Source organism: Pseudooceanicola sp. NS-SX8 (genome assembly GCF_057380755.1).
In genome coordinates this window covers 4,041,386-4,065,305 of sequence record NZ_CM170819.1, presented here as the reverse complement: position 1 = coordinate 4,065,305, position 23,920 = coordinate 4,041,386, and the positions used below count along the sequence as shown (strand labels likewise).

Genomic DNA, 23,920 nt, shown 5'->3' with positions numbered 1-23,920 from the left:
GGCGGCCATGAAACCGGATTGGCCGCCGCGCCGTGGGTTAACGAGTGTGAACAGCGATGGCGCGTGCATTTCGGCCTTTAGAATTCCAGCGCTATTACCCGGTATTAACACTCCGCAGCCTAGTGTTCGCACATGCAGCAGGAGGGTTCCCCATGCAGCCTCGACGCTTTCACGACTCTGCTTTCGGGCGCAGCTATTCCTCCCCCGGTGACGGGGCACCGCCAGAGCGGCCGGGTGATCCGGTTCATGGGGGCGGCCTGATCATCGCGGGGGGTGGTGCCCTGCTGGGTCTGGTCTGCGCCGTGGTCAGCTACCTGTTCGGGGTGGGGCTTCTCGGTGCCGTGCTTGTCTACTGCCTCGCCGCGCCTGCGCTTGCCCTGATCCTGGGCATCCTTGCTCTACGCGCCGGCCCGCCGGCGGGGCCACCGCCGCGCCCCGGCCCGTCGCGCACGGGGCGCTACTCCTCGGGAATGCCGCGCTGACCTTCTCGGCCCGCCCGGACCAGACCTGGGCGAGTGTTGGTCCTGGCAAGTGTTGGTCATGGGAAATGTTGGTCCTGAGAAGTGCCCATCCTCAAGTGACAGTCGCCGTGCCGCCTGATAACCAGATTGCATGGACCTCTCAGAGCCCGCCGTCCCGCCACAGGTGCCCGGTGCCGAAACGGATCGCTATCGTCAGAAACGCGACGAAATCGTCGGTGCCGCCGCGCGGCAGATCGCCGAACGCGGCCTGAAGGGGCTGACCCTTGTCGGTGTGGCCGGCATGGTCGGGCTCAACACGAACTCCGTGACCTATTACTTCCGCCGCAAGGATCTCCTGGCGGAAGCAGCCGTTGAAGACGCGCTTTCGCGTTTCGCCCGGATCCTGGAACCGCAATCGGAAGAGGCGACGCCCCGCGCGCTGCTGAGAGGTGTCGTTGCCCGCAACTTCCGCCAGGCCGCCGCCATCCGCCGGGACGAGGCCGCGCCGCTGACCGTCCTGTCCGATTTACGCGCGCTGGAGGAACCCGCGCGTTCCCGCCTCATCGCGGAATACTTCGGCCTGGTCGCGCGGCTGGCACGTCGTCTTGAACAGGGGCAGGGGGACCGGGCCAGGGCGCGTGCGGTGGCGCGTGCGCAGCTTCTTTGCGATGTGCTGCACTGGTCCCGGACCTGGCTGCGTCTCTATTCCGTCGCAGATTTTCCCCGGGTCGAAGCGCGCCTGCTCTCGCTGCTGGAAGAGGGGATCGCCCTGCCGGAGAGGCGCTGGACGCCGCAGCCGCTTCCGGTGCCGGGGGACGATGCGCCCCTGGCCGCCGGCGTTTCTGCCGATACCTACCTCAGGGTGGCGACGCGTATGATCAATGAACGCGGCTACCGTGGCGCCTCGGTCGAACGGATCGCGGGGCAGCTGCAGCTTTCGAAGGGGTCGTTCTATCATCACCTGTCCGGCAAGGACGACCTGGTTCGTGCCTGCTTTGACCGGTCGTTTTCACGCGTGACCGCGGCCCAGCATGCGGCGGCGGGGCTGCCGTGCAACGATTGGGACCGTCTGACCTCTGCCTTGGCGTACCTGCTGGACATCCAGCTGCGTGATGAACAACCGCTGCTGCGCGATACTGCCTTGCTGGCTCTGCCCGGTGATCTGCGATCGGATGCGATCGCAAGGTCGGACAGGCTGGCCCGCCGTTTCGCGGGCATGCTTTCGGATGGGATAGCCCAGGGCAGCCTGCGTGCCGTCGATCCGGCAATCGCCTCGCAATGCCTGATGGGGCTGGTGAATTCGGCCGTGGACATGGCCCCCCGCGCCGCAAGGTGGCCGTCCCGCGCAGCCCTGATGGAGGACTACGCGGGACCGCTGATCTTTGGCTTCTTCCGCTAGGCGCGGCTCATTTCTTCTTCATCGCGTCGAGCAGGGCTGCGCCGAAGGCACCCGGCGCATCGCTGCGCCCGCCGGTGTTCTTCGCCCCGCTGCCGTGGCCGCCACGCGTCGGTTTGCCACCCTTCGGACCATTCCGGAACCCGCTGTCGCGTTCCCGTCTGGCATCCTTGGCAGAGGCGCCGCCGTCCTTCTTCATGGTCAGACCGATACGTTTGCGGGGCACGTCGACCTCGGTCACCGTGACCTTCACCACGTCGCCGGCCTTCACCACCTCATGCGGGTCCTTCACGAACCGGTCGGCCAGCTGGCTGACATGGACCAGCCCGTCCTGGTGCACGCCGATATCGACGAAGGCACCGAAGGCCGCGACGTTGGTCACCGTGCCTTCCAGCACCATGCCGGGCCTGAGGTCTGTGATCTCTTCCACCCCGTCGGTGAAGGTGGCGGTCTTGAAGCTGGGGCGCGGGTCGCGACCGGGCTTTTCCAGCTCCGACAGGATGTCGCGCACCGTGGGCAGGCCGAAGCGGTCATCGACGAACTGCTCCGCCCGCAGGCCCTTCAGCGCCTGGTCGTTGCCCATGATCTGGCGCAGGTCACGCCCGCAGGCAGAGACGATCTTGCGTGCCACGTCATAGGCTTCGGGGTGGACTGACGACGCATCCAGCGGTTCATCCCCCTCGCGGATGCGCAGGAAGCCCGCGCATTGCTCGAAGGCGCGGGGGCCGAGGCGCGCCACGTCCAGCAACTCCTTCCGGGAGCGGAATGCGCCCTTCATCTCGCGGTGCGACACGATGCTTTCCGCGAGGCCGATGCCCAGCCCCGACACATGCGACAGAAGCGGGGCGGAGGCGGTGTTGAGGTCCACGCCCACGGCGTTCACCGCATCCTCGACCACCGCTTCCAGCGACTTCGACAGACGGTGCTGGTCCACGTCGTGCTGGTACTGGCCGACGCCGATGCTCTTCGGTTCGATCTTCACCAGTTCGGCCAGCGGATCCTGCAGGCGCCGCGCGATCGACACTGCGCCGCGCAGGCTGACGTCGAGCCCGGGAAATTCCTTCGCCGCCAGTTCCGAGGCGGAATAGACCGAGGCGCCAGCCTCGCTCACCACCACCTTGGTGGGTTTCTTCACGCTGTCGGGGATCATCTTCAGCGTATCCGCCACCAGCTTCTCGGTCTCGCGGCTGGCGGTGCCGTTGCCGATGGCGATCAGTTCCACCCCATGCTTGGCGATCAGGGCCATGATGGCCTGTTGCGCGCCGCGCACGTCGTTCTTGGGCTGGAAGGGGTAAAGCGTATCGGTCGCCAGCAGCTTGCCCGTGGCATCGACCACGGCGGCCTTCACCCCGGTGCGGATCCCCGGATCGAGGCCAAGCGTCGCCTTCGACCCGGCAGGCGCGGCCAGCAGCAGGTCCTTGAGGTTGCGGGCAAAGACCGCGATGGCCTCGTCATGGGCGCGGGTGCGCATCTCCGACAGCAGGTCCAGCGTCATCGAAAGAGACAGCTTCACCCGCCAGGTCCAGCCCGCGACCTTGCGCAGCCAGGCATCGCCCGGCCCCGTGCCGCCGGCGCCCAGCTTGGCGCCGATCATGTCCAGCGGCCGGTCTGCTGCCTCTTCCGGCGGCGCGATTTCCAGCGTCACCACACCTTCGTTCGACGCGCGCAGCATCGCCAGCGCCCGGTGAGAGGGCACTTTCGCCCAGCCCTCGGAATGATCGAAGTAGTCGGAGAACTTGGCGCCTTCCTGTTCCTTGCCGGTCACGACCTTGGCCGAGAGCACCGCCTCGCGCTGCATGAAGGTCCGCAGAGAGCCAAGCAGGTCCGCGTCTTCGGCCAGCCGTTCCGTCAGGATGTCGCGCGCCCCGTCCAGCGCGGCCTTGGCGTCGGGCACTTCCTCGCCCAGATAGCCTTCGGCCAGCTTGGCGGGATCTTGCGAATGATCCGCCAGGATCGCTTCGGCCAGGGGCTCCAGCCCGCGTTCGCGCGCGATCATCGCCTTGGTGCGGCGCTTGGGCTTGTAGGGCAGGTAGATGTCTTCCAGCTCTGCCTTGGTTTCCGCCTTCGCGATCGACAGGGCCAGCTCGTCGGTCATCTTCTCCTGGCTGTCGATGGACTTGACGATGGCAGCGCGGCGGTCTTCGAGTTCCCGCAGGTAGGCCAGCCGATCCGCCAGGTTTCGCAGCTGGGTATCGTCCAGCCCGCCGGTGACTTCCTTCCGGTAACGCGCCACGAAGGGCACGGTCGCACCTTCGTCCAGCAGGGTCACCGCGGCGGTCACCTGTTCCGGCCGGGCGTTGATCTCTCCCGCGATGCGGCGGGCGATGCGGGGTGCGGTGTCGTTTTGCACGGTGGAACTCACGGCTGGGGACCTCTCCTGTTCGGGACATTCCTTCTAGCCCCCAGGGCAGGGGGCGCCAAGGGGGAAGCCGCGCCGGGCCCGAACCTCGGGCGGCGCCCCGCCTGCTGCGCCAGCGGGCAGCAAAGACACGCTGATGGCGGCTATTTGCGCCCGCCGACACTAATATTTGCAACGGAACGGCAAAGCATGGAAGCGTGAGGCAACCACGGATCTCAATTGCCAGAAGGCGGACACATGTCGATCAAGGCGGCCATTCATCACCTGACCCATTACCAGTACGACCGGCCGGTCACCCTTGGCCCACAGATCATCCGGCTGCGCCCGGCGCCGCATTCTCGAACGCGGGTGATCTCTCACTCCCTCAAGGTCTCGCCGACCAAGCACTTCGTGAATCACCAGCAGGACGCCTACGGAAACTGGCAGGCCCGCTTCGTCTTTCCGGAGCCCGTGCGCGAGTTCAAGATCGAGGTCGACCTCGTTGCCGACATGTCCGTGTACAACCCCTTCGACTTCTTCGTCGAGGAGGTGGCAGAAGCCTGGCCCTTCGAATACCCGGCCGAGATCGCGGAAGACCTGAAGATCTACCGAAAGCCGATCCGTGCGGGCAAGCGGATGAAGGAATTCCTGTCGACCATCGACCGGAAGGAGCAGCGGACTGTCGACATGCTGGTCGGGCTCAACGCCCACCTGGCCAACATGATCGGCTACGTCATCCGGATGGAACCGGGGGTCCAGGCACCAGAGGAAACCTTCAAGGTCGGCAAGGGCTCCTGCCGCGATACCTCCTGGTTGCTGATCAACATCCTGCGCCACCTTGGTTTCGCCGCCCGCTTCGTGTCCGGTTACCTGATTCAGCTTAAACCGGACCTGGAGGCGTTGGACGGTCCTTCGGGCACCGATCACGACTTCACCGACCTGCACGCCTGGTGCGAGGTCTACCTGCCCGGCGCCGGCTGGATCGGACTGGATCCGACCTCCGGCCTGCTGACGGGGGAAAGCCACATCCCGCTGGCTGCAACTCCGCACTTCTCCAACGCGGCGCCGATCTCCGGCGGTTTTACCTCCGACGGCCCGCCCGAGGTCGATTTCGACTTCGACATGACGGTTACCCGCGTGGCCGAACATCCGCGGATTTCCAAACCCTTCTCGGAAGAGGCATGGGACGCGCTGAACGACCTGGGCGGGAAGGTCGATCAGGCGATCGCGGCGGCCGACATGCGCCTGACCATGGGCGGCGAGCCGACCTTCGTCTCCATCGACGATTTCGAAAGTGACGAGTGGAACACCGCAGCCGTCGGGCCGATGAAACGTGGCATGGCCGACGGGCTGATCCGCCGGCTCAGGGATCGCTTCGCACCCGGTGGCTTCCTGCACTATGGCCAGGGCAAGTGGTATCCGGGGGAAACCCTGCCGCGCTGGACCTTCTCCCTCTACTGGCGAAAGGACGGGAAACCGGTCTGGAAGAATGCGGACCTGATCGCGAAGGAAAAGGACAAGCAGGATGTTCCGCCAGAGAAGGCGCAGGAATTCCTGCAGGAAATGGCGGCGGCGCTTGGGGTCGATGACGGTTGCGTCCAGGCGGCCTACGAAGACCCGGCGGAATGGATCCTGAAGGAAGCCCAGCTTCCGGACAATGTCAGCCCGACCAATTCCAAGCTTAAGGACGCCGAGGAACGGAACCGTCTCGCCCGGGTTTTCGAACGCGGCCTGACCAAGGCTTCGGGGTATGTTCTTCCCATCCAGCGCTGGCAGGGGCGGTCGTCTTCGGGGCGCTGGCAGACGGAACTCTGGCAGTTCCGGCGCGGCCATCTCTTCCTCGTGCCCGGTGACAGCCCCGTGGGCTACCGGATGCCGCTGAACTCGCTCCCCTGGGTGGCGCCCGCTCAATATCCCTACATCAACCCCGCGGACCCGACGGTCGAACGCGGCGACCTGCCCGAATTCGAACGCCGCCCGCGGCGGACCGGCCACCCCTCCGGCGCGGAGGCGCGGGCAGAGGCGCGCGCGGCGATCCAGGCCAAGCTGGAAGCGAAGGACGAGGTCGTCGAGAAGAACCAGGCGCGCGCCTCCTTCCGCGCCGATGCGGAGACCCAGGATGTCCGCGAGCAGGAGTTCGTCGGCGAATCGATCGGGGGCTTCGTGCGGACCGCCCTGGCGGCCGAACCGCGCGATGGCCGGCTTTGCGTCTTCATGCCGCCGGTCACCACGATAGAGGACTACCTGGAGCTGCTCTCCGCCGCCGAAGACGCGGCAGAGGCCATCGGGCTTCCCGTCCATATCGAGGGCTATGCCCCGCCTCACGATCCGCGCATCAACGTGATCCGCGTCGCCCCTGATCCTGGCGTGGTCGAGGTGAACATCCACCCTGCCTCGAACTGGGACGAATGCCGTTCGATCACCGAAGGTGTCTATGAAGAGGCGCGGCTGACCCGGCTTGGGGCCGACAAGTTCATGATCGACGGAAAGCACACGGGCACGGGCGGCGGCAACCACGTCGTCGTCGGTGGCGCCTCGACCAACGACAGCCCCTTCCTGCGCCGCCCGGACCTGCTCAAGTCCCTGGTGCTGCACTGGCAGCGGCATCCGTCCATGTCCTACCTCTTCTCCGGTCTCTTCATCGGCCCGACCTCCCAGGCGCCCCGTGTCGACGAGGGGCGGGCCGACAACCTCTACGAGCTGGAAATCGCGCTGTCCCAGATCCCGGCACCGGGGCAGGGGCTGCAACCGCTGCCCTGGCTGACCGACCGGCTGTTGCGCAACCTGCTGGTGGACGTGACGGGCAACACCCACCGCGCCGAGATCTGCATCGACAAGCTCTTTTCGCCCGACGGCCCCACGGGCCGCCTCGGCCTTGTCGAATTCCGCGGTTTCGAGATGCCGCCGGATCCCCGGATGTCGCTGGCCCAGCAGCTGCTGATCCGTGCCCTGCTGGTGCGCTACTGGAATGCACCGCAGGGGGGCGAGTTCACCCGCTGGGGCACCACGCTGCATGATCGCTTCATGCTGCCGCACTTCGTCTGGGCCGATTTCATGGATGTGCTGGGCGACCTGCGCCGCCATGGTTTCGATTTCCGGCCCGACTGGTATGTCGCACAGCAGGAATTCCGCTTCCCCTTCTGCGGCGAGGTCGAATACGAGGGCGTCCACCTGGAACTCCGCCAGGCGCTGGAACCGTGGCACGTTATGGGAGAAACCGGCGCCATCGGTGGGACCGTGCGCTACACCGACAGTTCGACCGAACGGCTGCAGGTGAAACTGACCACCGCCGATCCGGGCCGCTATGCCGTCACCTGCAACGGTCGCCGGCTGCCGCTGACGAAGACCGAGGATTCGGGTGTCGCGGTCGCCGGTGTCCGCTACAAGGCCTGGCAGCCGCCCGAGGCGATGCACCCGGTCATTCCGGTTCACGCTCCGCTGACGCTGGATGTCTTCGACACCTGGTCGGGTCGGGCGATCGGCGGGTGCACCTATCACGTCTCCCACCCGGGCGGACGCAACTACGACACTTTCCCCGTGAACTCCAACGAGGCCGAGGCGCGTCGCCTGGCGCGGTTCGAACCCTTTGGCCACAACCCGGGGGCCTACCTGCCGAAGATGGAAATTCCGCATCGCGAATTCCCGATGACCCTTGATTTGCGGCGCGGTCCGGGCATCTAGAGAGATCCAGGCCCCGGGCGATCCCCGCCCGGGCGGCTTTCGGAAGGATCTCGCATGACTGGTCAGATGAAGGCAGGCCAGCTGAAGACGGGCCAACTGAAGACGGGCCCGAAACGGAGCGGTGAAATGGCCTCGCTCTGTGCTGTTGTGCCCTGTCTCGGGCAATGCGACACTGCCGACCGGGGAGTGAAGTGATGTCGGATCCGGCCGAACAGCAGCAAGGCGCACAGGTGCAGTCGCAAGGAGCCGGCGCGCAGACGCAGGGCGCCCGCCCGGCTGCGCCCTTTGCAGATCCTCTTTCGGCCCTGCTTTCCGACTACCGTCCATTTGATCAGGTCCCCGACGAGCTGCTGGATGCGACGGGGGCGGTTCGTCCGGTCTGGAAGGCGTTCCTGGGAAAGCTCGCGGCGATGCCGCGGCAGGAGCTCGACCTGGCCTGCGCCCGTGGCAGCCAGTACCTCAGCGATGCGGGGGTTTTCTTTCGCCACTACGGCCCCGACAGCCAGGAAGAGAGGGAGTGGCCGCTGTCGCACCTGCCGCTGCTGATCGACGAGGCCGAGTGGCAGGACATCGCAACCGGCCTGGTGGAACGTGCCGATCTTCTCGAACGGATCATGGCGGATGTCTACGGGGCCAACCAGCTGGTGGCGGACGGGCTCTTGCCGCCCGAGCTGCTGACGGCCAATCCCGAATGGCTGCGCCCGATGGTCGGGGTGCAGCCCCGCGACGGGCATTTCCTTCATATGCTGGCCTTCGACATCGGCCGCGGTCCCGAAGGCCATTGGTGGGTGCTGGGGGATCGGGCGCAGGCGCCGTCGGGTGCGGGTTTTGCGCTGGAAACGCGCATGGCCACCGCCCGCAGCTTTCCGGCGCTGATGGCGCAAAGCAACGTGGCGCGCCTCGCCGGGTTCTTCCGTGCCTTCCGCGATGCCCTTCTCGCCCTCCGGACCGAGGACGACAGTCGTGTGTCGATCCTGACCCCGGGGCCGATGAACGACACCTATTTCGAACACTCCTACATCGCCCGCTACCTGGGCTTCCTGCTGGTGCAGGGCGAAGACCTGGTGGTGCGTGACGGCAAGCTGATGGTGCATACCGTCGGGGGCCTGCGGCCGATTTCGGTTCTCTGGCGCAGGCTCGACTCCGCCTGGCTCGATCCGCTCGAACTGCGCGAGGACAGCCAGATCGGGACCGCAGGCCTGTTGTCCGCGATGCGGTCCGGCCAGCTGACGATGATCAACGCGCCGGGGTCGGGCGTTCTGGAAACCCGGGCGCTGATGGCCTTCGTTCCCGCGATTGCCCGGCGCCTGCTTGGGCGGGACCTGGCCCTGCCAAACATCGCCACCTGGTGGTGCGGCGCCGCAAGCGCACGCAACTACGTGAAGCAGAACGCGGCGCGGATGACCATCGACAGGGCCTTGTCCACCAGCCTTCCCTTCGACCATTCCGATGACGTGGTGATCGCGGGCAAGACGATGGCCGGGGCGCCCTTCGATCCTGCGCGCATAGATGCAGAGGCCGGCAGCCTGGCGGCCCAGGAAATCGTGCGCCTTTCCACGGCGCCGGCTCTCGACGATGGCAAGCTGGTCGCCCGGCCCTGCTCCATGCGGGTGATCCTGGCCCGTACATCCCAGGGCTGGCAGGTGATGCCCGGCGGGTTCGCCCGCATCGGGCATTCGGAAACCTCGGCCGATATCTCCATGCAGCGGGGCGGGTCGGTCTGCGATGTCTGGGTCGTCGGCAAGGCGCCGCACACCGATGATACGCTGCTGTCCTCCAGCACCGGCAAGCGGCCCTCGCTTCCGCAGCTTGCGGCACTGCCGACCCGGGCGGCTGACAACCTGTTCTGGCTGGGGCGCTATTCCGACAGGGTCGAACACAAGATCCGCCTGCAACGGGCCTATCACCTGCGGCTTGCCGAAAACGGTCGCGATGATCTGCCGCTGGTGACCCACCTTGGCCAGTACCTGCAGACCCTCGGCGTCGATCCCGCGCAGCCGCTGCCGCCCGGCCTGATGGAGGATCTGGACGCGGCCATGGGCAGCGCGGGCCGCATTCGGGACCGCTTCTCCACCGACGGCTGGAACGCTCTCACGGATCTGCGGCGCACGGCCGGGCGTCTTGCTCCCCGCCTGAAACCGGGGGATGACGCGGCGCGCGCGCTGTCCGTTCTGCTGCGCAAGATCTCCGGCTTCTCGGGCCTCGTGCACGAGAACATGTACCACGCCACCGGCTGGCATTTCCTGGCCCTCGGGCGCGCGATCGAACGTGCCTGGGCCACCTCCAACCTGCTGCTGCATTTTGCCCGTCCCGACCGGCCCTGGGGGACTTACGAGATCGCGATAGAGGTGGGGGATGCGATCATGACCCACCGCATGCGCTTTTCGGCAGCCTTCACGCGCGAAACGGTGCTGGACCTGCTCCTGCTTGACGAAAACTACCCACGTTCCGTCCTCGCCCAGCTGGTGGAGATCCTGGGCCACCTCGATTTCCTGGAAAAGCTCACCCACGACCTGTCGGGAAAGCTGACGCCGATCCGGCGCGAGGTGCTGAAACTGCAGACGGAACTTGCGACCACCCAGGCCGAGGACATCCCGAACGAACGCCTGGCGGAGATCTCCGCCGCGACTGCCGGTTTCTCCGGTCTGCTGTCCGATACCTACCTGAGGTAAGCCATGCTCTACTCGGTTCGCCTGCGCATTCGTTACGACTATGATAGCCCGGCAGATGTGGGCCGTACGCTGCTCCGGGTCTCTCCGGCGGATATCGCGGGTGTGCAGGCGGTGCGGAACGCGCGCCTGTCATGCCGGCCCGTCCCGGCAGAGCAACTGACCCGCGTCGACTTTTTCGGAAATACCTGCACCGAGGTCGGCTACCGCGATCCGCAGCCCTCGACGGAGTTCCTGCTGGAGGCACAGGTGGAGCGTTTCGCGGCAGACCCCGGTCTTGATGTTTCTCCCAACGTTTCCGGGCTTGCGCGGGAAATCGGGCTCCGCCCTTCCGTCGCGGGCGATGCCCCGCAGACCTTTCTGCCCCCCTCTCCCCGGGTGCCGCGTCACGATGGCATCGCTGCCTGGGCTCGGGAGGTGACAGCAGGGGTCGAAACGGTATTTGCCAAGGCGATGGCAGTCACCTCGGCCCTGCATCGGGACATGACCTTCGATTCCACGGCCACGATGGTGGACACCCCGCTGGCCGAAGCCTTCGAGGGGCGCCGGGGCGTCTGCCAGGATTTCACGCATATCCAGATCTGCGCGCTGCGGGCGCTTGGGATTCCGGCGGGCTATGTCTCGGGCTTTCTGCGCACGCTGCCACCCGAAGGGCAACAGCGGCTGGAAGGGGCCGACGCGATGCATGCCTGGGTACGCGCCTGGTGCGGCAAGGACATGGGCTGGGTCGAATTCGACCCGACCAATGACATGCTCGCCGGTACCGATCACATCGTGATCGCGAAGGGGCGGGACTATTTCGACGTGGCGCCGGTCAAGGGCTCCATGCGGCTGGCGGGCGGTCAGCGCACCTCGCAGGGGGTGGACGTCGTCGCCGCCTGAGCCGGGTCATCGCAGTCACCCGGCTGGTTCAGGAAGAATTCAAGCACGTTGCGGGCCTCTTCCGAATACCAGTCGGCGCCACCGACAAGCCGGGCAACTTCGTTGCCATGAGGATCGACGATCAGCGTCACCGGCAGGCCGAAGACGGCACTGGCACGGGCCTGCGCGCTCTTGGGGTCGCGGTAGTGGGGCAGGGTCGTCGCATTCGCCTCTTCCAGGAACTGGGCGACCTTCTCTGGCGCATTGGGGCCGGACGCCAGGGTGACCACGGCGAAGTCGTCGGCGTTGCGACCGTGTTGCAGCGCGACCAGCGTCGGCATCTCCTCCCGGCAGGGCGCGCACCAGACGGCCCAGAAATTCAGGACAATCCACTTGCCTTCGTAGTCGGGCAGGCCGACCGGACTGCCGTCCGCATCGACCCATTCGATGGTGGTATCCAGGGGCTTGGGCGTATCCAGCACCTGAAGCTTGCGCATGTCACCGGTCAGGAGCTCATCTAGGCCTTCAGGGGCCGCCATGGCCGGCGCGGAGATTGCACCCAGCATGAACCCTGTATAAACGAGCGCGGATAGCAGCTTTTTCATCTTTCCTCCGAGGTGTCCCCGATGACCGACAGCCAAGCGAACCAGATGTGGGGCGGACGTTTCGCCGAAGGCCCCGATGCGATCATGGAGGCGATCAATGCCTCGATCGGGTTCGACAAGCGCCTTGCCCGACAGGACATCGAAGGCTCGCGCGCCCATGCGGCGATGCTGGCAGCACAGGGCATCATCACCGATAAAGATGCAGAGGCCATTCGGGAAGGCCTGCTCACCGTTTTGTCAGAGATCGAGTCCGGCAATTTCGAATTCTCCACCGCGCTGGAAGACATCCACATGAACGTGGAGGCGCGTCTGAAGGAAATCATCGGCGAACCCGCGGGACGCCTGCACACCGGCCGGTCCCGCAATGACCAGGTGGCGACCGATTTCCGGCTCTGGGTGCGCGACCAGGCCGATGCGGCCATCGGCGGCCTGAAGGCGCTGATCGGCAAGCTGCTGGCCCAGGCCGAGGAAGGCGCGGAATGGGTCATGCCCGGTTTCACCCACCTGCAGACGGCCCAGCCCGTGACCTGGGGCCATCACATGATGGCCTATGTCGAAATGTTCTCCCGCGATCTGGGGCGTTTCACCGACGCCCGCGCCCGGATGAACGAGTCGCCCCTGGGGGCCGCAGCGCTTGCCGGGACCTCCTTCCCGCTGAACCGCGACATGACGGCAAAGGCCCTGGGCTTCGACCGTCCGATGTCGAACTCTCTCGACGCGGTTTCTGATCGCGACTTCGCGCTGGAATTCCTCGGTGCTGCCTCGATCTGTGCCATGCACCTGTCTCGTTTTGCAGAAGAACTCGTGATCTGGTCCTCTGCCCAGTTCCGCTTCGTGGCGCTGTCGGACCGCTTCTCCACCGGTTCCTCGATCATGCCGCAGAAGAAGAACCCCGATGCGGCAGAGCTGATCCGCGCCAAGATCGGCCGGATCTTCGGGGCGAACGTGGCGCTGATGACCATCATGAAGGGCCTGCCGCTGGCCTATTCCAAGGACATGCAGGAAGACAAGGAGCAGGTCTTCGACGCCGCCGACAACCTGATGCTGGCGCTGGCCGCAATGACCGGCATGGTCGGCGACATGAAGGCCAACGTGCCGGCGCTGGAAGCCGCCGCTGGCGCCGGGTTCTCCACCGCGACGGATCTGGCCGACTGGCTGGTCCGCGTGCTGGGCATGCCCTTCCGCGATGCGCACCACGTCACCGGCTCCCTGGTTGCCAAGGCAGAGGCCAAGGGCTGCGATCTGCAGGACCTGTCGATGGCAGAGATGCACGAGGTCGAACCGCGCATCAATCAGGAAGTCTATTCGGTTCTGGGGGTGCACAACTCGGTCGCCTCCCGTATGTCTTACGGGGGCACGGCGCCCGCACAGGTACGCGAACAGGTGGCCGCATGGAAAGCACGTCTGGACTGAAACTAATGGCCGCCGCGGCCCTGCTGGCCGTGCTGGCAGGCTGCGGTGTCGATGGCTATCCCGTTGCCCCGGGGGCGACAGGGGCCACCGGCGATGAGGCCGGAGCCGCGACCCCGGCGTCCTCGGACACCGAGGTTTGACACGATGACGCCGCTCCGGATCCTGTACCTGTTACTTGCGATCTGGGGGGCGGTTCATCCGCTGGGGCTCATCTTTGCCTGGTTCGCGGAAAACGCCGTGACCCTGCCGGGGTTGATTGCCGCATGGCGCTCCGGCTGGGCCAGTGCTGCGCTCTTCTGGGATCTGGTCATCTCTGCGGTGGCGCTGACGGTCTGGGTTGTTGCCGACTGCCGGGCGCGTCGCGACCGGCTTGGTCTCATCGCCATTCCGGCCACCTTTTGCATCGGCGTCAGCTGCGGCTTGCCGCTCTACCTTTTCCTCCGCTCGCGCCCGTTGTAAGCGAGGGGTTCACCCGCCCTCCCGGCGGCCCCGCGACCCGACCAGACGGAGGTTCCATGGATCACTTTCTCTACCGTGACGGCGTGCTGCACGCCGAGGATGTCCCCGTGGCCGAGATCGCGGCCCAGGTCGGGACGCCGTGCTACATTTATTCCACCGCGACGCTGACCCGTCACTTCACGCTCTTCGACGAGGCGCTTGCGGGCATGGATCACCTGGTCTGCTACGCCATGAAGGCGGCGTCGAACCAGGCCATCCTGAAACTCATGGCGTCTCTGGGCGCGGGGATGGACGTCGTGTCGGGCGGGGAATACGCCCGCGCGGTCGCCGCAGGCGTGCCCGGGGAAAAGATCGTCTTCTCCGGCGTTGGCAAGACCGCGGAAGAGATGAAGGCCGCCCTGACGGGCGGGGTGCGCCAGTTCAACCTCGAATCCGAGCCGGAGATGGAGGTCCTGAACGAGGTCGCCCTGTCCCTCGGCCTGGTCGCCCCGGTGACCGTCCGCGTGAATCCGGACGTCGACGCCAAGACCCATGCCAAGATCGCGACCGGCAAGTCCGAGAACAAGTTCGGCATTCCGATCACCCGCGCGCGGGAGGTCTATGCCCGCATCGCGGAGCTGCCGGGGCTGAAGGCCGTCGGCATCGACGTCCACATCGGCTCCCAGCTGACCGACCTTGAACCCTACCGCCAGGCCTTCACCAAGGTGAAGGAACTGACCGAAGCGCTGCGGGCCGACGGCCACGACATCATCCGCCTCGACCTGGGCGGCGGGCTGGGCATTCCCTACGACCGTGGCAATTCGGCCCCGCCGCTGCCGCTGGAATACGGTGCGCTGGTGAAGGAAGTGCTGGGCGACACCGGCTGCGAGATCGAGATCGAACCGGGGCGCCTGATTGCGGGCAACGCGGGGATCCTGCTGTCGAAGGTGATCTACCTGAAACATGGCGAGGGCCGGGATTTCCTGATCCTCGACGGGGCGATGAACGACCTGATCCGCCCGGCCATGTACGATGCCCATCATGACATCGTGCCCGTGGTGGAGGCCGCGCCGGGCGTGGAACAGACGCCCTACGACATCGTGGGGCCGGTGTGCGAATCCGGCGATACCTTCGCAAAGGGGCGCAACCTGCCGCCGCTTGCATCGGGCGATCTGGTGGCCTTCCGTTCCGCCGGGGCCTACGGCGCCGTCATGGCCAGCGAATACAATACCCGCCCCCTCGTGCCCGAAGTTCTGGTGCATGGGCATCAATTCGCTGTCATCCGTGGCAGACCCTCCTATGAGGAAATCATTAACCGCGATACGCTACCCGAGTGGATGTAGCGCGACACCCGCGCTGCCCTGACGGGACGGAGCATGGCTGACCAGACGCGACTGACCGAAACCCTGCGCCGCATTCGCTGGCAACTCGCCCAGACCCGGGTGGGAATGCTGGCGGAACGATTGGCGCGTGCGTTCTGGCCGCTCTGGTCGCTTCTTCTGTGTTGTCTCGCGCTGGTGATGCTCGGCATCGTTTCGGCATTGCCGACAGAGATGGTTTGGGCGCTTGGGGCTCTTGTTGCTCTCGCCGCGCTTGCGCTTCTCGTGTTGGGGCTGCGGCGCTTTCGTATCCCCAGCCGCGAAGACGCTTTCCGCCGCCTCGATGCCTCTCTGGAGGGGCAGCCCCTGCAGGCGCTGCGGGATACGCAGGCCATCGGGGCGACGGATGCAGGCACCAGTGCGCTTTGGGCCGCGCACCAGTCCCGCATGGCGGCACGCGCCTCTGCCGCACGCAGGGTGCGACCCGATCTTCGCCTGTCCAGCCGTGATTCCTACGGTCTGCGCTATGTCGCGCTCACCCTGGCCTGCGTCGGTATCATCTTCGGGTCGCTCTGGCGGTTTGGGGATCTGGGGGAAATGGGCCCCGGGGGCGCACAAGCCGCCGTCGGCCCGTCGTGGGAGGGGTGGGTTGCGCCCCCCGCCTACACCGGCCTTCCGACGCTATACCTCGGCGATATTGCCGAAGGGACGCTGTCCGCGCCGCAAGGCTCGGTGGTCACGCTGCGCTTCTATGGGCCAGAGGGCCGCCTGGAACTGTCCGAATCGGTTTCGGGTCGGGTGGGGGACCTGCCTGCAGCCACCTCCGCTGCTCAGGAATTCAGCATTGCCCAAAGTGGCCGTTTGGCGGTCGAAGGCCCGGCAGGGCGCGAATGGCAAGTCGCCATGACACCGGACCAGGCGCCTTCGGCCTCTGTCGTCGGTCCGGCGGAGGCGGATGGCGAGGGCGTGCTGACAATGCCGTTTTCCGCCCATGACGACTACGGTGTGGCCGGCGGAGAAGCCGTGATCACGCTCGACCTGGATGCGGTCGACCGTCGCTATGGACTGGCGCTGCCGCCAGAAGCACGTGACCCGATCCGCATCGCGCTGCCCATGCCCCTGTCCGGCTCCCGTGCGGATTTCACCGAGGCGTTGGTGGAGGATTTTTCGGAACACCCCTGGGCCAACCTTCCGGTCAAGGTGTCCCTGACGGTGGAGGACGCCCTTGGGCAATCGGGGCGGAGCGACGGCTACGGCATGCTGCTGGACGCGCGGCGCTTCTTCGACCCGCTAGCTGCGACCCTCATCGAGATGCGGCGCGATCTCTTCTGGAACCGCGACAACGCGACCAGGGTCGCGCAGGTTCTGCGGGCCGTGCGCTGGCATGGCCAGGGGCTCTTTCCCTCCGAAGTGCTGGACATGCGGCTCGACCGGCTGATCCGGAAGATGGAAACCATCGTGCGCTATACCCCGATGAGCGACGCGCAGGTGGCCGACGTCACCCAGGCTCTCTGGGACATGGCGGTGGAGATCGAGGACGGAGACCTCGAGGATGCCCGCGCCCGGCTGGAACGCGCGCGGGCCAGGCTCGAAGAAGCAATGCGCAATGGCGCGTCTCCCGATGAAATCGCCCGCCTGATGCAGGAGTTGCGCGACGCGACACAGGACTACATGCGTCAGTTGGCCCAGCAGCAGCAACGCGAGCAATCCCAGCAGTCCGGCCAGCCGCCCATGGACATGGAAAACACGCTTCAGATGACGCAGGACGACATCCAGCGGATGATGGACAAGATCCAGGAGCTCATGGAAGAGGGCCGCATGGCGGAGGCTCAGCAGGCGCTGGAGGAGCTGCAGCAGCTGCTTGAAAACATGCAGATGAGCCAGAGCCAGAACGGCCAGGGACAGCAAAGCCCGGGGCAGCAGGCGATGGAGGGGCTGGGCGAAACCCTGCGCGATCAGCAGGAGCTGTCGGATGACGCCTTCCGGGATCTGCAGGATCAGTACAACTCCGATGGCAACTCTGGCGCACGGCAACAGCCCGGTCAGCAGGAAGGCCAGCAACAGGGGCAGCAACAGGGCGGGCAGGGCCAACAGGGGCAGCAGCCCGGGCAACAGGAAGGACAGCAGGGCGGTCAGGCCGGCAACGGGCAGGGCGGCCAGGGCGGGGAGCGGCAGGGAGCCCCCGATGCCGGAACCCTGGAGGACCGTCAGCGCGCCCTCCGCCAGGAGTTGGAGCGTCAGCGGGGCAACCTGCCCGGTGCCGGCACCGAAGCGGGCCGGACTGCACGCGAGGCGCTGGAAAACGCAGACCGTGCGATGCGCGGGGCAGAGGAGGCCCTGCGCGAGGGGGATCTGCCCGAAGCGATCGACCGCCAGTCCCAGGCAATGGACGCACTGAGAGAGGGCATGCGCAACCTTGGCGAAGCCATGGCGCAGCAGGACCGTGAAATGGCCGGCGGCCAGGGCGAGACGGAGGGCAACACGCCCGGTCAGCGCCGTGATCCGCTTGGCCGCGGGGAAGGCAGCAATGGCGCCCTCGGCAATGACCGGCAGATGCTCCAGGATCTGGAGGCACAGGACCGTGCCCGCGACCTGATGGATGAGATACGGCGCCGCTCCGGTGAAACGGCCCGGACCGAAGAAGAACGCGACTATCTGCGGCGGCTGCTGGACAGGTTCTAGGCTCCGTCAGGAGACTGAGGCGGCGAGACTTTCAGACTCGGGGTGACGACACCCTGTCCCGACCTGACGGATTGGCGGCGCGCCCTACGAAGCTCAGATCAGGCAAGGCGGCGCGCAGACGCCTCAGCTCGCCGTCTTTTCCTCGATCCAGGCGACCAGCACCCGCACCTTTTCATCCAGCCAGACACGGCCATCGTTCACTGCGGTGACATAGCCCTGCATCGCCGGCGCGGTTTGGGGGAAGGTGTCGGCGATCTTCGGCGCATTGGAGTAGACCAGCAGGCCGATGGCCGCGATGAAGACCGGCAAGGCGAAGCCGCGACGGAAATTCCGCCGCCGCTCCGGATCCAGCTCATCGAAATCCTCTTCATCTTCAACCCGTTGGTTGCGGCTGCGCAGGCTGGAATTGATTTCCTCGATGTCGGGCAGCAGGTCCCGGCGGGAGGTCGTCTGTTGTTCCTCTTCCGCTTCTGCATCCCCGCTTGGGGCAGGTTTGCCCCGCAGCCGCGCAACCCTTGCCTTCGCCTCGCGCTCCCGCTTGGTGGGCTCAGGCTCGGCCTCCGGCTCGCCCAGGCCCAGGTCCGGTTGGCTTTCCAGGCTGCCGCTTTCTTTGGCGCGCGCCTCGATCTCGTGCACGGCCTCTTCCCGCAGCACTTCCTTGATCGAAGGATCCAGTTCCCGCCGGCGCAGATTGGCAGCCCCGGGGGCTTCGCCCAGGTCCTCTTCTTCCGCTTCGGCAGTATCGTCTTCCGTGAACAGGTCCGCCCCGAACAGGCTTTCCTCTGACGGGATTTCCTCTGGCTGGCCTTCTTCTGATGGGCCTCCGTCGGAGGAAGGTGCCATCTGCGGATCTACCAGGGGCCGCCTTGGGCGGACACGTTCCTGGGGGTGGCTGTCCGGCGTGGACGCTGCGACAGCCGGTGTTTCAGCGCGCGGCGCGGGGCTGTCCGATGCAGGAACCTCTTGCGAGGGATGCGCCTGGAACCAGGTATCCCCGCAATTCGAACACTGCACGTCTCGTCCCGACAGCGGAATGACCGCGTCGGGCACTTCGTACTGAGCACCGCAATTCGGGCAGGTTAGACGCATCGGGCCCCATCTTCCGATCCGCCGGGTCCGGTGGCTCGGCGCCCGGCCTCAACTAGTTCCGCCACCATATGTGGTTCAGGAAACGCGGAAAAGTGCTATTTCGGCCGGGCGGCCCGATTGCAACGGCGGCAGCGATCCTGCAAAAGGAAACGGCATCCCCGGGGGCCGACGTGATAGAACTGGACAATCTCGCCTATTCCTATGGCGGCGGAGAGTTGCTGAGCGACATCTCCCTCAGGCTGACGCCCGGGTCCTTTCACTTCCTGACGGGCCCCTCCGGCGCGGGGAAGACCACCTTTCTGAAGCTTTGCTATGGCGCGCTTGTCCCGACAGCGGGCAGTGCCACGCTGTTCGGCAAGGACCTGCGGGAGATGTCGCGCGACGACATCGCCCAGGTGCGGCGCCGCATCGGCGTCGTGCACCAGGACTGCCAGTTCCTGGACCACCTGACCGTGACGGAGAACATCGCACTGCCGCTCATGGTGTCGGGCCACGACATCGCGGGGGAGGAGGCCAACCTGCAGGAGCTCATCGCCTGGTGCGGCCTTGCCCACCGGGCCAACGCCCGCCCGCCCGAACTTTCCGGCGGCGAACGGCAGCGCGCGGCCCTGGCCCGCGCCGTGATCATGAGCCCGGATGTCATTCTGGCGGATGAACCGACGGGCAACGTGGACTGGGAAATGTCCCAAAGGCTGCTGTCCCTGCTGGTGGAGCTGAACCGCATGGGCAAGACGGTGATGATCGCGACCCACGACCTCACTCTGATCCGTGCAGCCAAGACCCGTGTCCAGGCGCGGGTGCTGCGCATTGCCAAGCGACGGTTGCAGCTTGCGGGGGCAGACCTTTGAACCTGGGCCTTTCTCCCATGTCGCTGCTGAAGGGTGACAAGCAATCGGATCGCGTGGTCCCGCCCACGGGCTTCACCGCCCGGCTGACGCTCTTTGCGGCTGCAGCCATGGCCTTTCTTGCGGTCTTCGCCCTGGCGCTTTCCCTTGCGACGGGGCGCATGGCCTCGAACTGGTCGCAGGAGCTTGCCCGCAGTTCGACCCTGCGGATTTCCGCCCCGGCGGATCAGATCGCGGCGCAGACGGAACAGGCGCTGAAGGTGCTGCAGACGACCAAGGGCGTCGCCCGGGCGCGCGCCCTGACCGAGGAAGAACAGAAGTCCCTCCTGGAACCCTGGTTCGGACCCGACGTGCCGCTCGAATCCCTTCCCGTGCCGCAGCTGGTCGAGATCATCGAGGATGCCGATGGCTACGACCCGGCGGGCCTGCGCCTGCGCCTGTCGGCAGAGGTGCCCGGTGCGGTGCTCGACGATCACGGCCGATGGCGGCGTCCGCTCGTGCAGGCGGCAGAGCGGATCAGGGCGCTTGGCCTGCTGTCCCTTCTCCTGATCGGAGGCGTCATGGCGGCGATGATCACCCTTGCCGCGAACTCCGCGCTGGCGGCCAACGCGCAGGTCATCACCGTGCTCAGGCTCGTGGGGGCCAAGGATGATTTCATCGCGCGCGCCTTCGTCCGGCGCTTCACCTTCCGGGCCTTCTGGGGCGCAGTCATCGGGACCGTGCTGGGGCTTGCCGCGCTGATGGCGCTGCCGGATGCGGCGCCCGAAGGTGGCTTCCTGACCGGCCTTGGCCTGCGCGGCTGGGACTGGATCTGGCCCTTCTTCCTGCCGCCGCTTTCCGCCGTCGTATCCTTCTTTGCCACGCGCTCCGCCGCGCGGCGCATGCTGCAGAGGCTCGCATGAAACTGGTCTGGCAATACCTGCGTTCGCTGATCTTCATCACCCAGATGTACCTGGCCATGGCGATCTTCGGCATCTGCTTCCTGCCCTGGACCCTGCTGGACCGCCGCGGCGCCTACACGGGCGCGCGGGCCTACAGCCGCTACGTGCGCTGGTCCCTGCGCATCATCTGCGGTCTGCGGACCGAGGTGCGCGGACAGGTGCCCACCGAAGAGGTCCTGATCGCGTCCAAACATCAGAGCTTCCTCGACATCATCCTCATCGTGTCGGAGGTGCCGCGCCCGAAGTTCATCATGAAGGACAGCCTGCGCTATGCTCCCGTGCTCGGATTCTATGCCCTGCGCATCGGCTGCGTGCCGGTCAAGCGGGGCCGCAGGGCAGAGGCGATCCGGGACATGATGAACGCGGTGACCAGCGGCGATGCCCCGGCCGGGCAGCTGATCATCTATCCTCAGGGGACCCGCGTCGCGCCGGGGGCCAGGGCCGACTACAAGGTCGGTGTGGCGGCGATCTACGAACAGACCGGCCAGCGCTGCATTCCGGCCGCGACCAACGTGGGGCTGTTCTGGCCGCGGCAGGGCATCCTGCGCAAGCCCGGTCTGGGTGTTGTGGAATTCCTTCCCGCGATGCAGCCTCAAATTCCCCGCGATGTATTCCGTGCCGAACTGGCACGCGTGATCGAGGCGCGCTCGGACGCGCTCATGCTGGAAGGAGGGTTCGATCCCCATGCAGTACCTGGAGACGGTTGAGGATCTGGAACGGATCTATGGCACCCCAGTCGCGGCGGCGACGCGGAAGGTGGCACGGCGGATGACGCCGGATTATCGCAAGTGGATCATGACATCGCGCTTTTGCGTCGTCTCCACCGTCGGGCCAGAGGGCGCCGATGGCAGCCCGCGCGGTGACGACGGCCCCGTGGTGCGCGAACTGGACCCGGGCACGCTCGCCCTGCCGGACTGGCGTGGCAACAACCGCATCGACACCCTGCGCAATATCGTCCGCGATCCGCGGATGGCGCTGATGTTCATGGTCCCGGGTTCGACCAACGTGGTGCGGGTCAATGGGCGCGGGCGCGTTTCGGCGGACCCGGCTTTGCTTGCCTCCTTCGAACGGGATGGCAAGCAGCCCCGCACGGTCATCGTCGTCGAGATAGAAGAGATCTATTTCCAATGTGCCCGGGCGGTCATGCGCGCGGGGCTGTGGAAAGGAAAGGACGAAAGCGCGGAGCTGCCGAGTGCGGGGGAAATCCTGTCGAACATGACCAACGGCGAGGTCGGTGGCGCCGACTACGACAAGTCCTGGCCGGCCCGCGCGGCCCAGACGATGTGGTGATCACCACCGGCTGAGCGGCCCGCCGCCAGCCCTGGGCGGTGCGAGGGCGGATTTTCGCCTGTGCCGCCCGGGGCACTCATTATTTGCCCGCATGCCCGTAAGAAATCCCGGCCTCTTGCGTAACAGGATCATGACCCCATCTGCATGATACCCGTGAACGAGGCCTCCCCCATGCTCGATGCAAGTGACCCCGACGGCAGCCGCCTTCTGCGTTTCCTGTCCCTCTCCCCCGTAACCCGTCAAGGCGTTGGCAGTTTCGCCCGTGCCACCCGAATGCAGGCCATGACCGCCGGTCTGATCGCACCCAACGTGGCCCTGAGGCGCGCCGAACCGGTGCGCGGGCATTTCGCCATCGAGCCTGAGGAGTTCCGGACCGATATCGCGGGCAGCCAGCCCGGGCGCCCCCTCCATCTGGCGCTGCAGGTCGTTTCCGCCGCAGGACGCGCCATCGCCGATACCCGGGTCGATGTCTGCCACGCGGATGCCTCGGGACGGGGCGACGACTGGGAAGGGGCGTCTGCCCTGGGTGGGTTCCAGCTCAGCGATCATCGCGGCATCGTCAGCTTCCGCACGATCTATCCGGGGCGTGGCGACAGTGGCGTCTCCCGGATCCACTACAGGCTCTTTCCGGGCAACGCGACGATGGTCACCGGCATGATCCGGCTGCCGGAGGTGCTCACATCCTACCTGCAGCAAAGCGACATGGCCTATGGGGCCGGCGCCGCGCGTGGGCGTGTCAGACCCGCACCGGGGCAGGATGATGCCTTTGCCCGGGTCGAGGAAATGCCGGGCGGCTACTTCGCCAGCCTGGTGATCTGCGTCGACACGGACGGGCCCGACTGGCAATTCGCGAATGCGGTGCCGGAGGCGGACTTTCCCCCAGCAGCAGCCCCAGGCCCGGTCACTGACGCAAGGCAGACGCCTTCCGGGGGGCGAGGCGCGCAGCCATGAAGTGGTAGAAGCTGCCGGCTTCTTCGCCGGCGGCGATGTACTCGGCATTCAGCCGCGCCTTGTCGCGGAAGACCTGGGCGACGGCCGGTCGCATCGCGTCGTCGATGTCTCCGGCCCCGGCAAGGATATCCTCGGTATGGGCGACATAGGCGGCATCGACCTTGTGAGGAAACTCCGGATCCGACGTCAACGACCTCTGTGACAGGCGCAGCTGGTAGAACGCGCGCCCAAGTGGGGCGGAGCCGCCTAGGCGCGCCAGAAGCTCGGCCGCGTGGCGGACGTCCTGTGCCGGCAGGCGACAGAAGGGCCGCGCCAGGCGCCGCGCGAGCAGCGGCTGGTAGGACGCGCCGGTCTTGCCCAGCTGGGTCAGCGTCAGGACATCCGCATTCGGCGGCAGAAGCATGAGCTCCTCCCCCTCCTGGTCAAGGATCTTGGTGCGGGCAAAGGCTGCGCCCTGGCGGCGGGCCAGCGGCAGCAGGGCCGACAGGTAACCCGGTTCCCAGCTGTCATCGGCATCCAGGTAGGTGATGAAATGCCCCTGCGCGACAGCCAGCCCGCGGTTGCGCGCCTCGCCCGGGCCGCTGCGCACCGCGCCGACCGGCGCGGTCACGATCCGCTGTGGACCGGGCCGCAGCGTACGGCGGTATTCGTGCCCGTCGTCGGAGGCCACGACGATCTCCACCACATCGGGGGCCAGGCCACAGTTCAGGATGGACCCGATGGCCCGGTTCAGGGTCCGTTCCGCCCGGTAGGCGGGAATGATCACCGATACTTCCGGACGATCCATGCGCTTGCCTCCCTCTCGCTTGCGCCCCGGCAGGCCGGGACCTTCCAGAAAGTTTAGCGCAATTTACCAATGTTTAAAGGCGCGGAAGGTCGCGGTACGTGATACCGGGCGCGTGTTTTGCCGCCTGCCCACGAAAACGCCCGCCCCTTTCGGG

The 23,920-nt window shown here is 66.5% G+C and carries 19 protein-coding genes and 1 pseudogene; 15 read left to right on the top strand and 5 right to left on the bottom strand.

The features are described 5' to 3' along the window. The first annotated feature begins 152 nt into the window (after window positions 1–152). Together AC2IR1_RS18575 and AC2IR1_RS18570 are read left to right on the top strand one after the other, a co-directional pair. On the top strand, window positions 153–482 hold the full coding sequence (locus tag AC2IR1_RS18575; RefSeq protein WP_486473460.1) for a hypothetical protein: 330 nt from the start codon (window positions 153–155) through the stop codon (window positions 480–482). A 130-nt stretch (window positions 483–612) separates the two neighbouring features. Next, window positions 613–1,860, top strand: a complete 1,248-nt coding sequence (locus AC2IR1_RS18570; RefSeq protein WP_486473459.1) for a TetR/AcrR family transcriptional regulator — start codon at window positions 613–615, stop codon at window positions 1,858–1,860. Window positions 1,861–1,867: 7 nt separating this feature from the next. On the opposite strand, the gene AC2IR1_RS18565 is transcribed toward AC2IR1_RS18570, so the two are convergent. After that, the gene (locus AC2IR1_RS18565) at window positions 1,868–4,219 is read right to left on the bottom strand and encodes a Tex family protein (protein WP_486473458.1); all 2,352 of its coding nucleotides are present in this window, start codon (window positions 4,217–4,219) and stop codon (window positions 1,868–1,870) included. Window positions 4,220–4,453: 234 nt separating this feature from the next. Between AC2IR1_RS18565 and AC2IR1_RS18560 the strand changes: the two genes are divergently transcribed. The 3 genes from AC2IR1_RS18560 to AC2IR1_RS18550 all read left to right on the top strand — a co-directional run bounded on the left by AC2IR1_RS18560 (window position 4,454) and on the right by AC2IR1_RS18550 (window position 11,427). Continuing rightward, complete coding sequence (locus tag AC2IR1_RS18560; protein WP_486473457.1) at window positions 4,454–7,876, top strand: transglutaminase family protein; 3,423 nt, start codon at window positions 4,454–4,456, stop codon at window positions 7,874–7,876. Window positions 7,877–8,070: 194 nt separating this feature from the next. Continuing rightward, window positions 8,071–10,548, top strand: a complete 2,478-nt coding sequence (locus AC2IR1_RS18555) for a circularly permuted type 2 ATP-grasp protein (RefSeq protein ID WP_486473456.1) — start codon at window positions 8,071–8,073, stop codon at window positions 10,546–10,548. A 3-nt stretch (window positions 10,549–10,551) separates the two neighbouring features. After that, window positions 10,552–11,427: a transglutaminase family protein gene (locus tag AC2IR1_RS18550; RefSeq protein ID WP_486473455.1), complete on the top strand. Its 876-nt coding sequence runs from the start codon at window positions 10,552–10,554 to the stop codon at window positions 11,425–11,427. Here AC2IR1_RS18550 and AC2IR1_RS18545 read toward each other — a convergent pair. Then, window positions 11,388–12,011, bottom strand: a complete 624-nt coding sequence (locus AC2IR1_RS18545; RefSeq protein ID WP_486473454.1) for a TlpA disulfide reductase family protein — start codon at window positions 12,009–12,011, stop codon at window positions 11,388–11,390. The two genes, AC2IR1_RS18550 and AC2IR1_RS18545, sit on opposite strands and share 40 nt — an antisense overlap. 21 nt (window positions 12,012–12,032) lie before the next feature. Between AC2IR1_RS18545 and argH the strand changes: the two genes are divergently transcribed. The 5 genes from argH to AC2IR1_RS18520 are packed head-to-tail and all read left to right on the top strand — an operon-like array spanning window position 12,033 to window position 17,863. After that, window positions 12,033–13,424, top strand: coding sequence for an argininosuccinate lyase (gene argH / locus AC2IR1_RS18540; RefSeq protein ID WP_486473453.1), 1,392 nt, complete (start codon window positions 12,033–12,035; stop codon window positions 13,422–13,424). Further along, on the top strand, window positions 13,403–13,564 hold the full coding sequence (locus tag AC2IR1_RS18535) for a hypothetical protein (protein WP_486473452.1): 162 nt from the start codon (window positions 13,403–13,405) through the stop codon (window positions 13,562–13,564). The genes argH and AC2IR1_RS18535 overlap by 22 nt, the downstream gene beginning before the upstream one ends. 4 nt (window positions 13,565–13,568) lie before the next feature. Beyond that, a complete protein-coding gene (locus tag AC2IR1_RS18530) occupies window positions 13,569–13,883 on the top strand; it encodes a DUF2834 domain-containing protein (protein WP_486473451.1) in 315 nt (104 codons plus the stop codon). 56 nt (window positions 13,884–13,939) lie between these two features. Continuing rightward, complete coding sequence (gene lysA / locus AC2IR1_RS18525) at window positions 13,940–15,205, top strand: diaminopimelate decarboxylase (RefSeq protein WP_486473450.1); 1,266 nt, start codon at window positions 13,940–13,942, stop codon at window positions 15,203–15,205. 33 nt (window positions 15,206–15,238) lie between these two features. Further along, window positions 15,239–17,863, top strand: a complete 2,625-nt coding sequence (locus AC2IR1_RS18520) for a TIGR02302 family protein (RefSeq protein WP_486473449.1) — start codon at window positions 15,239–15,241, stop codon at window positions 17,861–17,863. Between the two features lie 123 nt (window positions 17,864–17,986). Here the strand turns inward: AC2IR1_RS18520 and AC2IR1_RS18515 are convergent, their stop codons facing one another. Together AC2IR1_RS18515 and AC2IR1_RS18510 are read right to left on the bottom strand one after the other, a co-directional pair. After that, a complete protein-coding gene (locus AC2IR1_RS18515) occupies window positions 17,987–18,706 on the bottom strand; it encodes a zinc-ribbon domain-containing protein (protein ID WP_486476463.1) in 720 nt (239 codons plus the stop codon). A gap of 189 nt (window positions 18,707–18,895) precedes the next feature. Then, a pseudogene (locus AC2IR1_RS18510) lies at window positions 18,896–18,952 on the bottom strand (MJ0042-type zinc finger domain-containing protein); the annotation flags it as partial. A gap of 170 nt (window positions 18,953–19,122) precedes the next feature. On the opposite strand from AC2IR1_RS18510, the gene AC2IR1_RS18505 reads away from it, so the two are divergent. The 5 genes from AC2IR1_RS18505 to AC2IR1_RS18485 all read left to right on the top strand — a co-directional run bounded on the left by AC2IR1_RS18505 (window position 19,123) and on the right by AC2IR1_RS18485 (window position 22,979). Beyond that, window positions 19,123–19,800, top strand: a complete 678-nt coding sequence (locus AC2IR1_RS18505) for a cell division ATP-binding protein FtsE (protein WP_486473448.1) — start codon at window positions 19,123–19,125, stop codon at window positions 19,798–19,800. Window positions 19,801–19,817: 17 nt separating this feature from the next. After that, window positions 19,818–20,699 carry a cell division protein FtsX gene (locus AC2IR1_RS18500; RefSeq protein WP_486473447.1) on the top strand — a complete coding sequence of 294 codons (882 nt, stop codon included), beginning with the start codon at window positions 19,818–19,820 and terminating at the stop codon, window positions 20,697–20,699. Continuing rightward, a complete protein-coding gene (locus AC2IR1_RS18495; RefSeq protein ID WP_486473446.1) occupies window positions 20,696–21,445 on the top strand; it encodes a lysophospholipid acyltransferase family protein in 750 nt (249 codons plus the stop codon). Before AC2IR1_RS18500 ends, AC2IR1_RS18495 begins: the two co-directional genes overlap by 4 nt. Then, a complete protein-coding gene (locus AC2IR1_RS18490) occupies window positions 21,423–22,028 on the top strand; it encodes a pyridoxamine 5'-phosphate oxidase family protein (protein WP_486473445.1) in 606 nt (201 codons plus the stop codon). The genes AC2IR1_RS18495 and AC2IR1_RS18490 overlap by 23 nt, the downstream gene beginning before the upstream one ends. Window positions 22,029–22,199: 171 nt before the next feature. Then, entirely contained in the window at window positions 22,200–22,979 is a 780-nt protein-coding gene (locus tag AC2IR1_RS18485; protein ID WP_486473444.1) for a peptidase associated/transthyretin-like domain-containing protein, read from the top strand. Here the strand turns inward: AC2IR1_RS18485 and AC2IR1_RS18480 are convergent. Further along, window positions 22,930–23,766, bottom strand: coding sequence for a glycosyltransferase family 2 protein (locus tag AC2IR1_RS18480; protein WP_486473443.1), 837 nt, complete (start codon window positions 23,764–23,766; stop codon window positions 22,930–22,932). The genes AC2IR1_RS18485 and AC2IR1_RS18480 overlap by 50 nt on opposite strands. Between the last annotated feature and the right edge of the window lie 154 nt (window positions 23,767–23,920).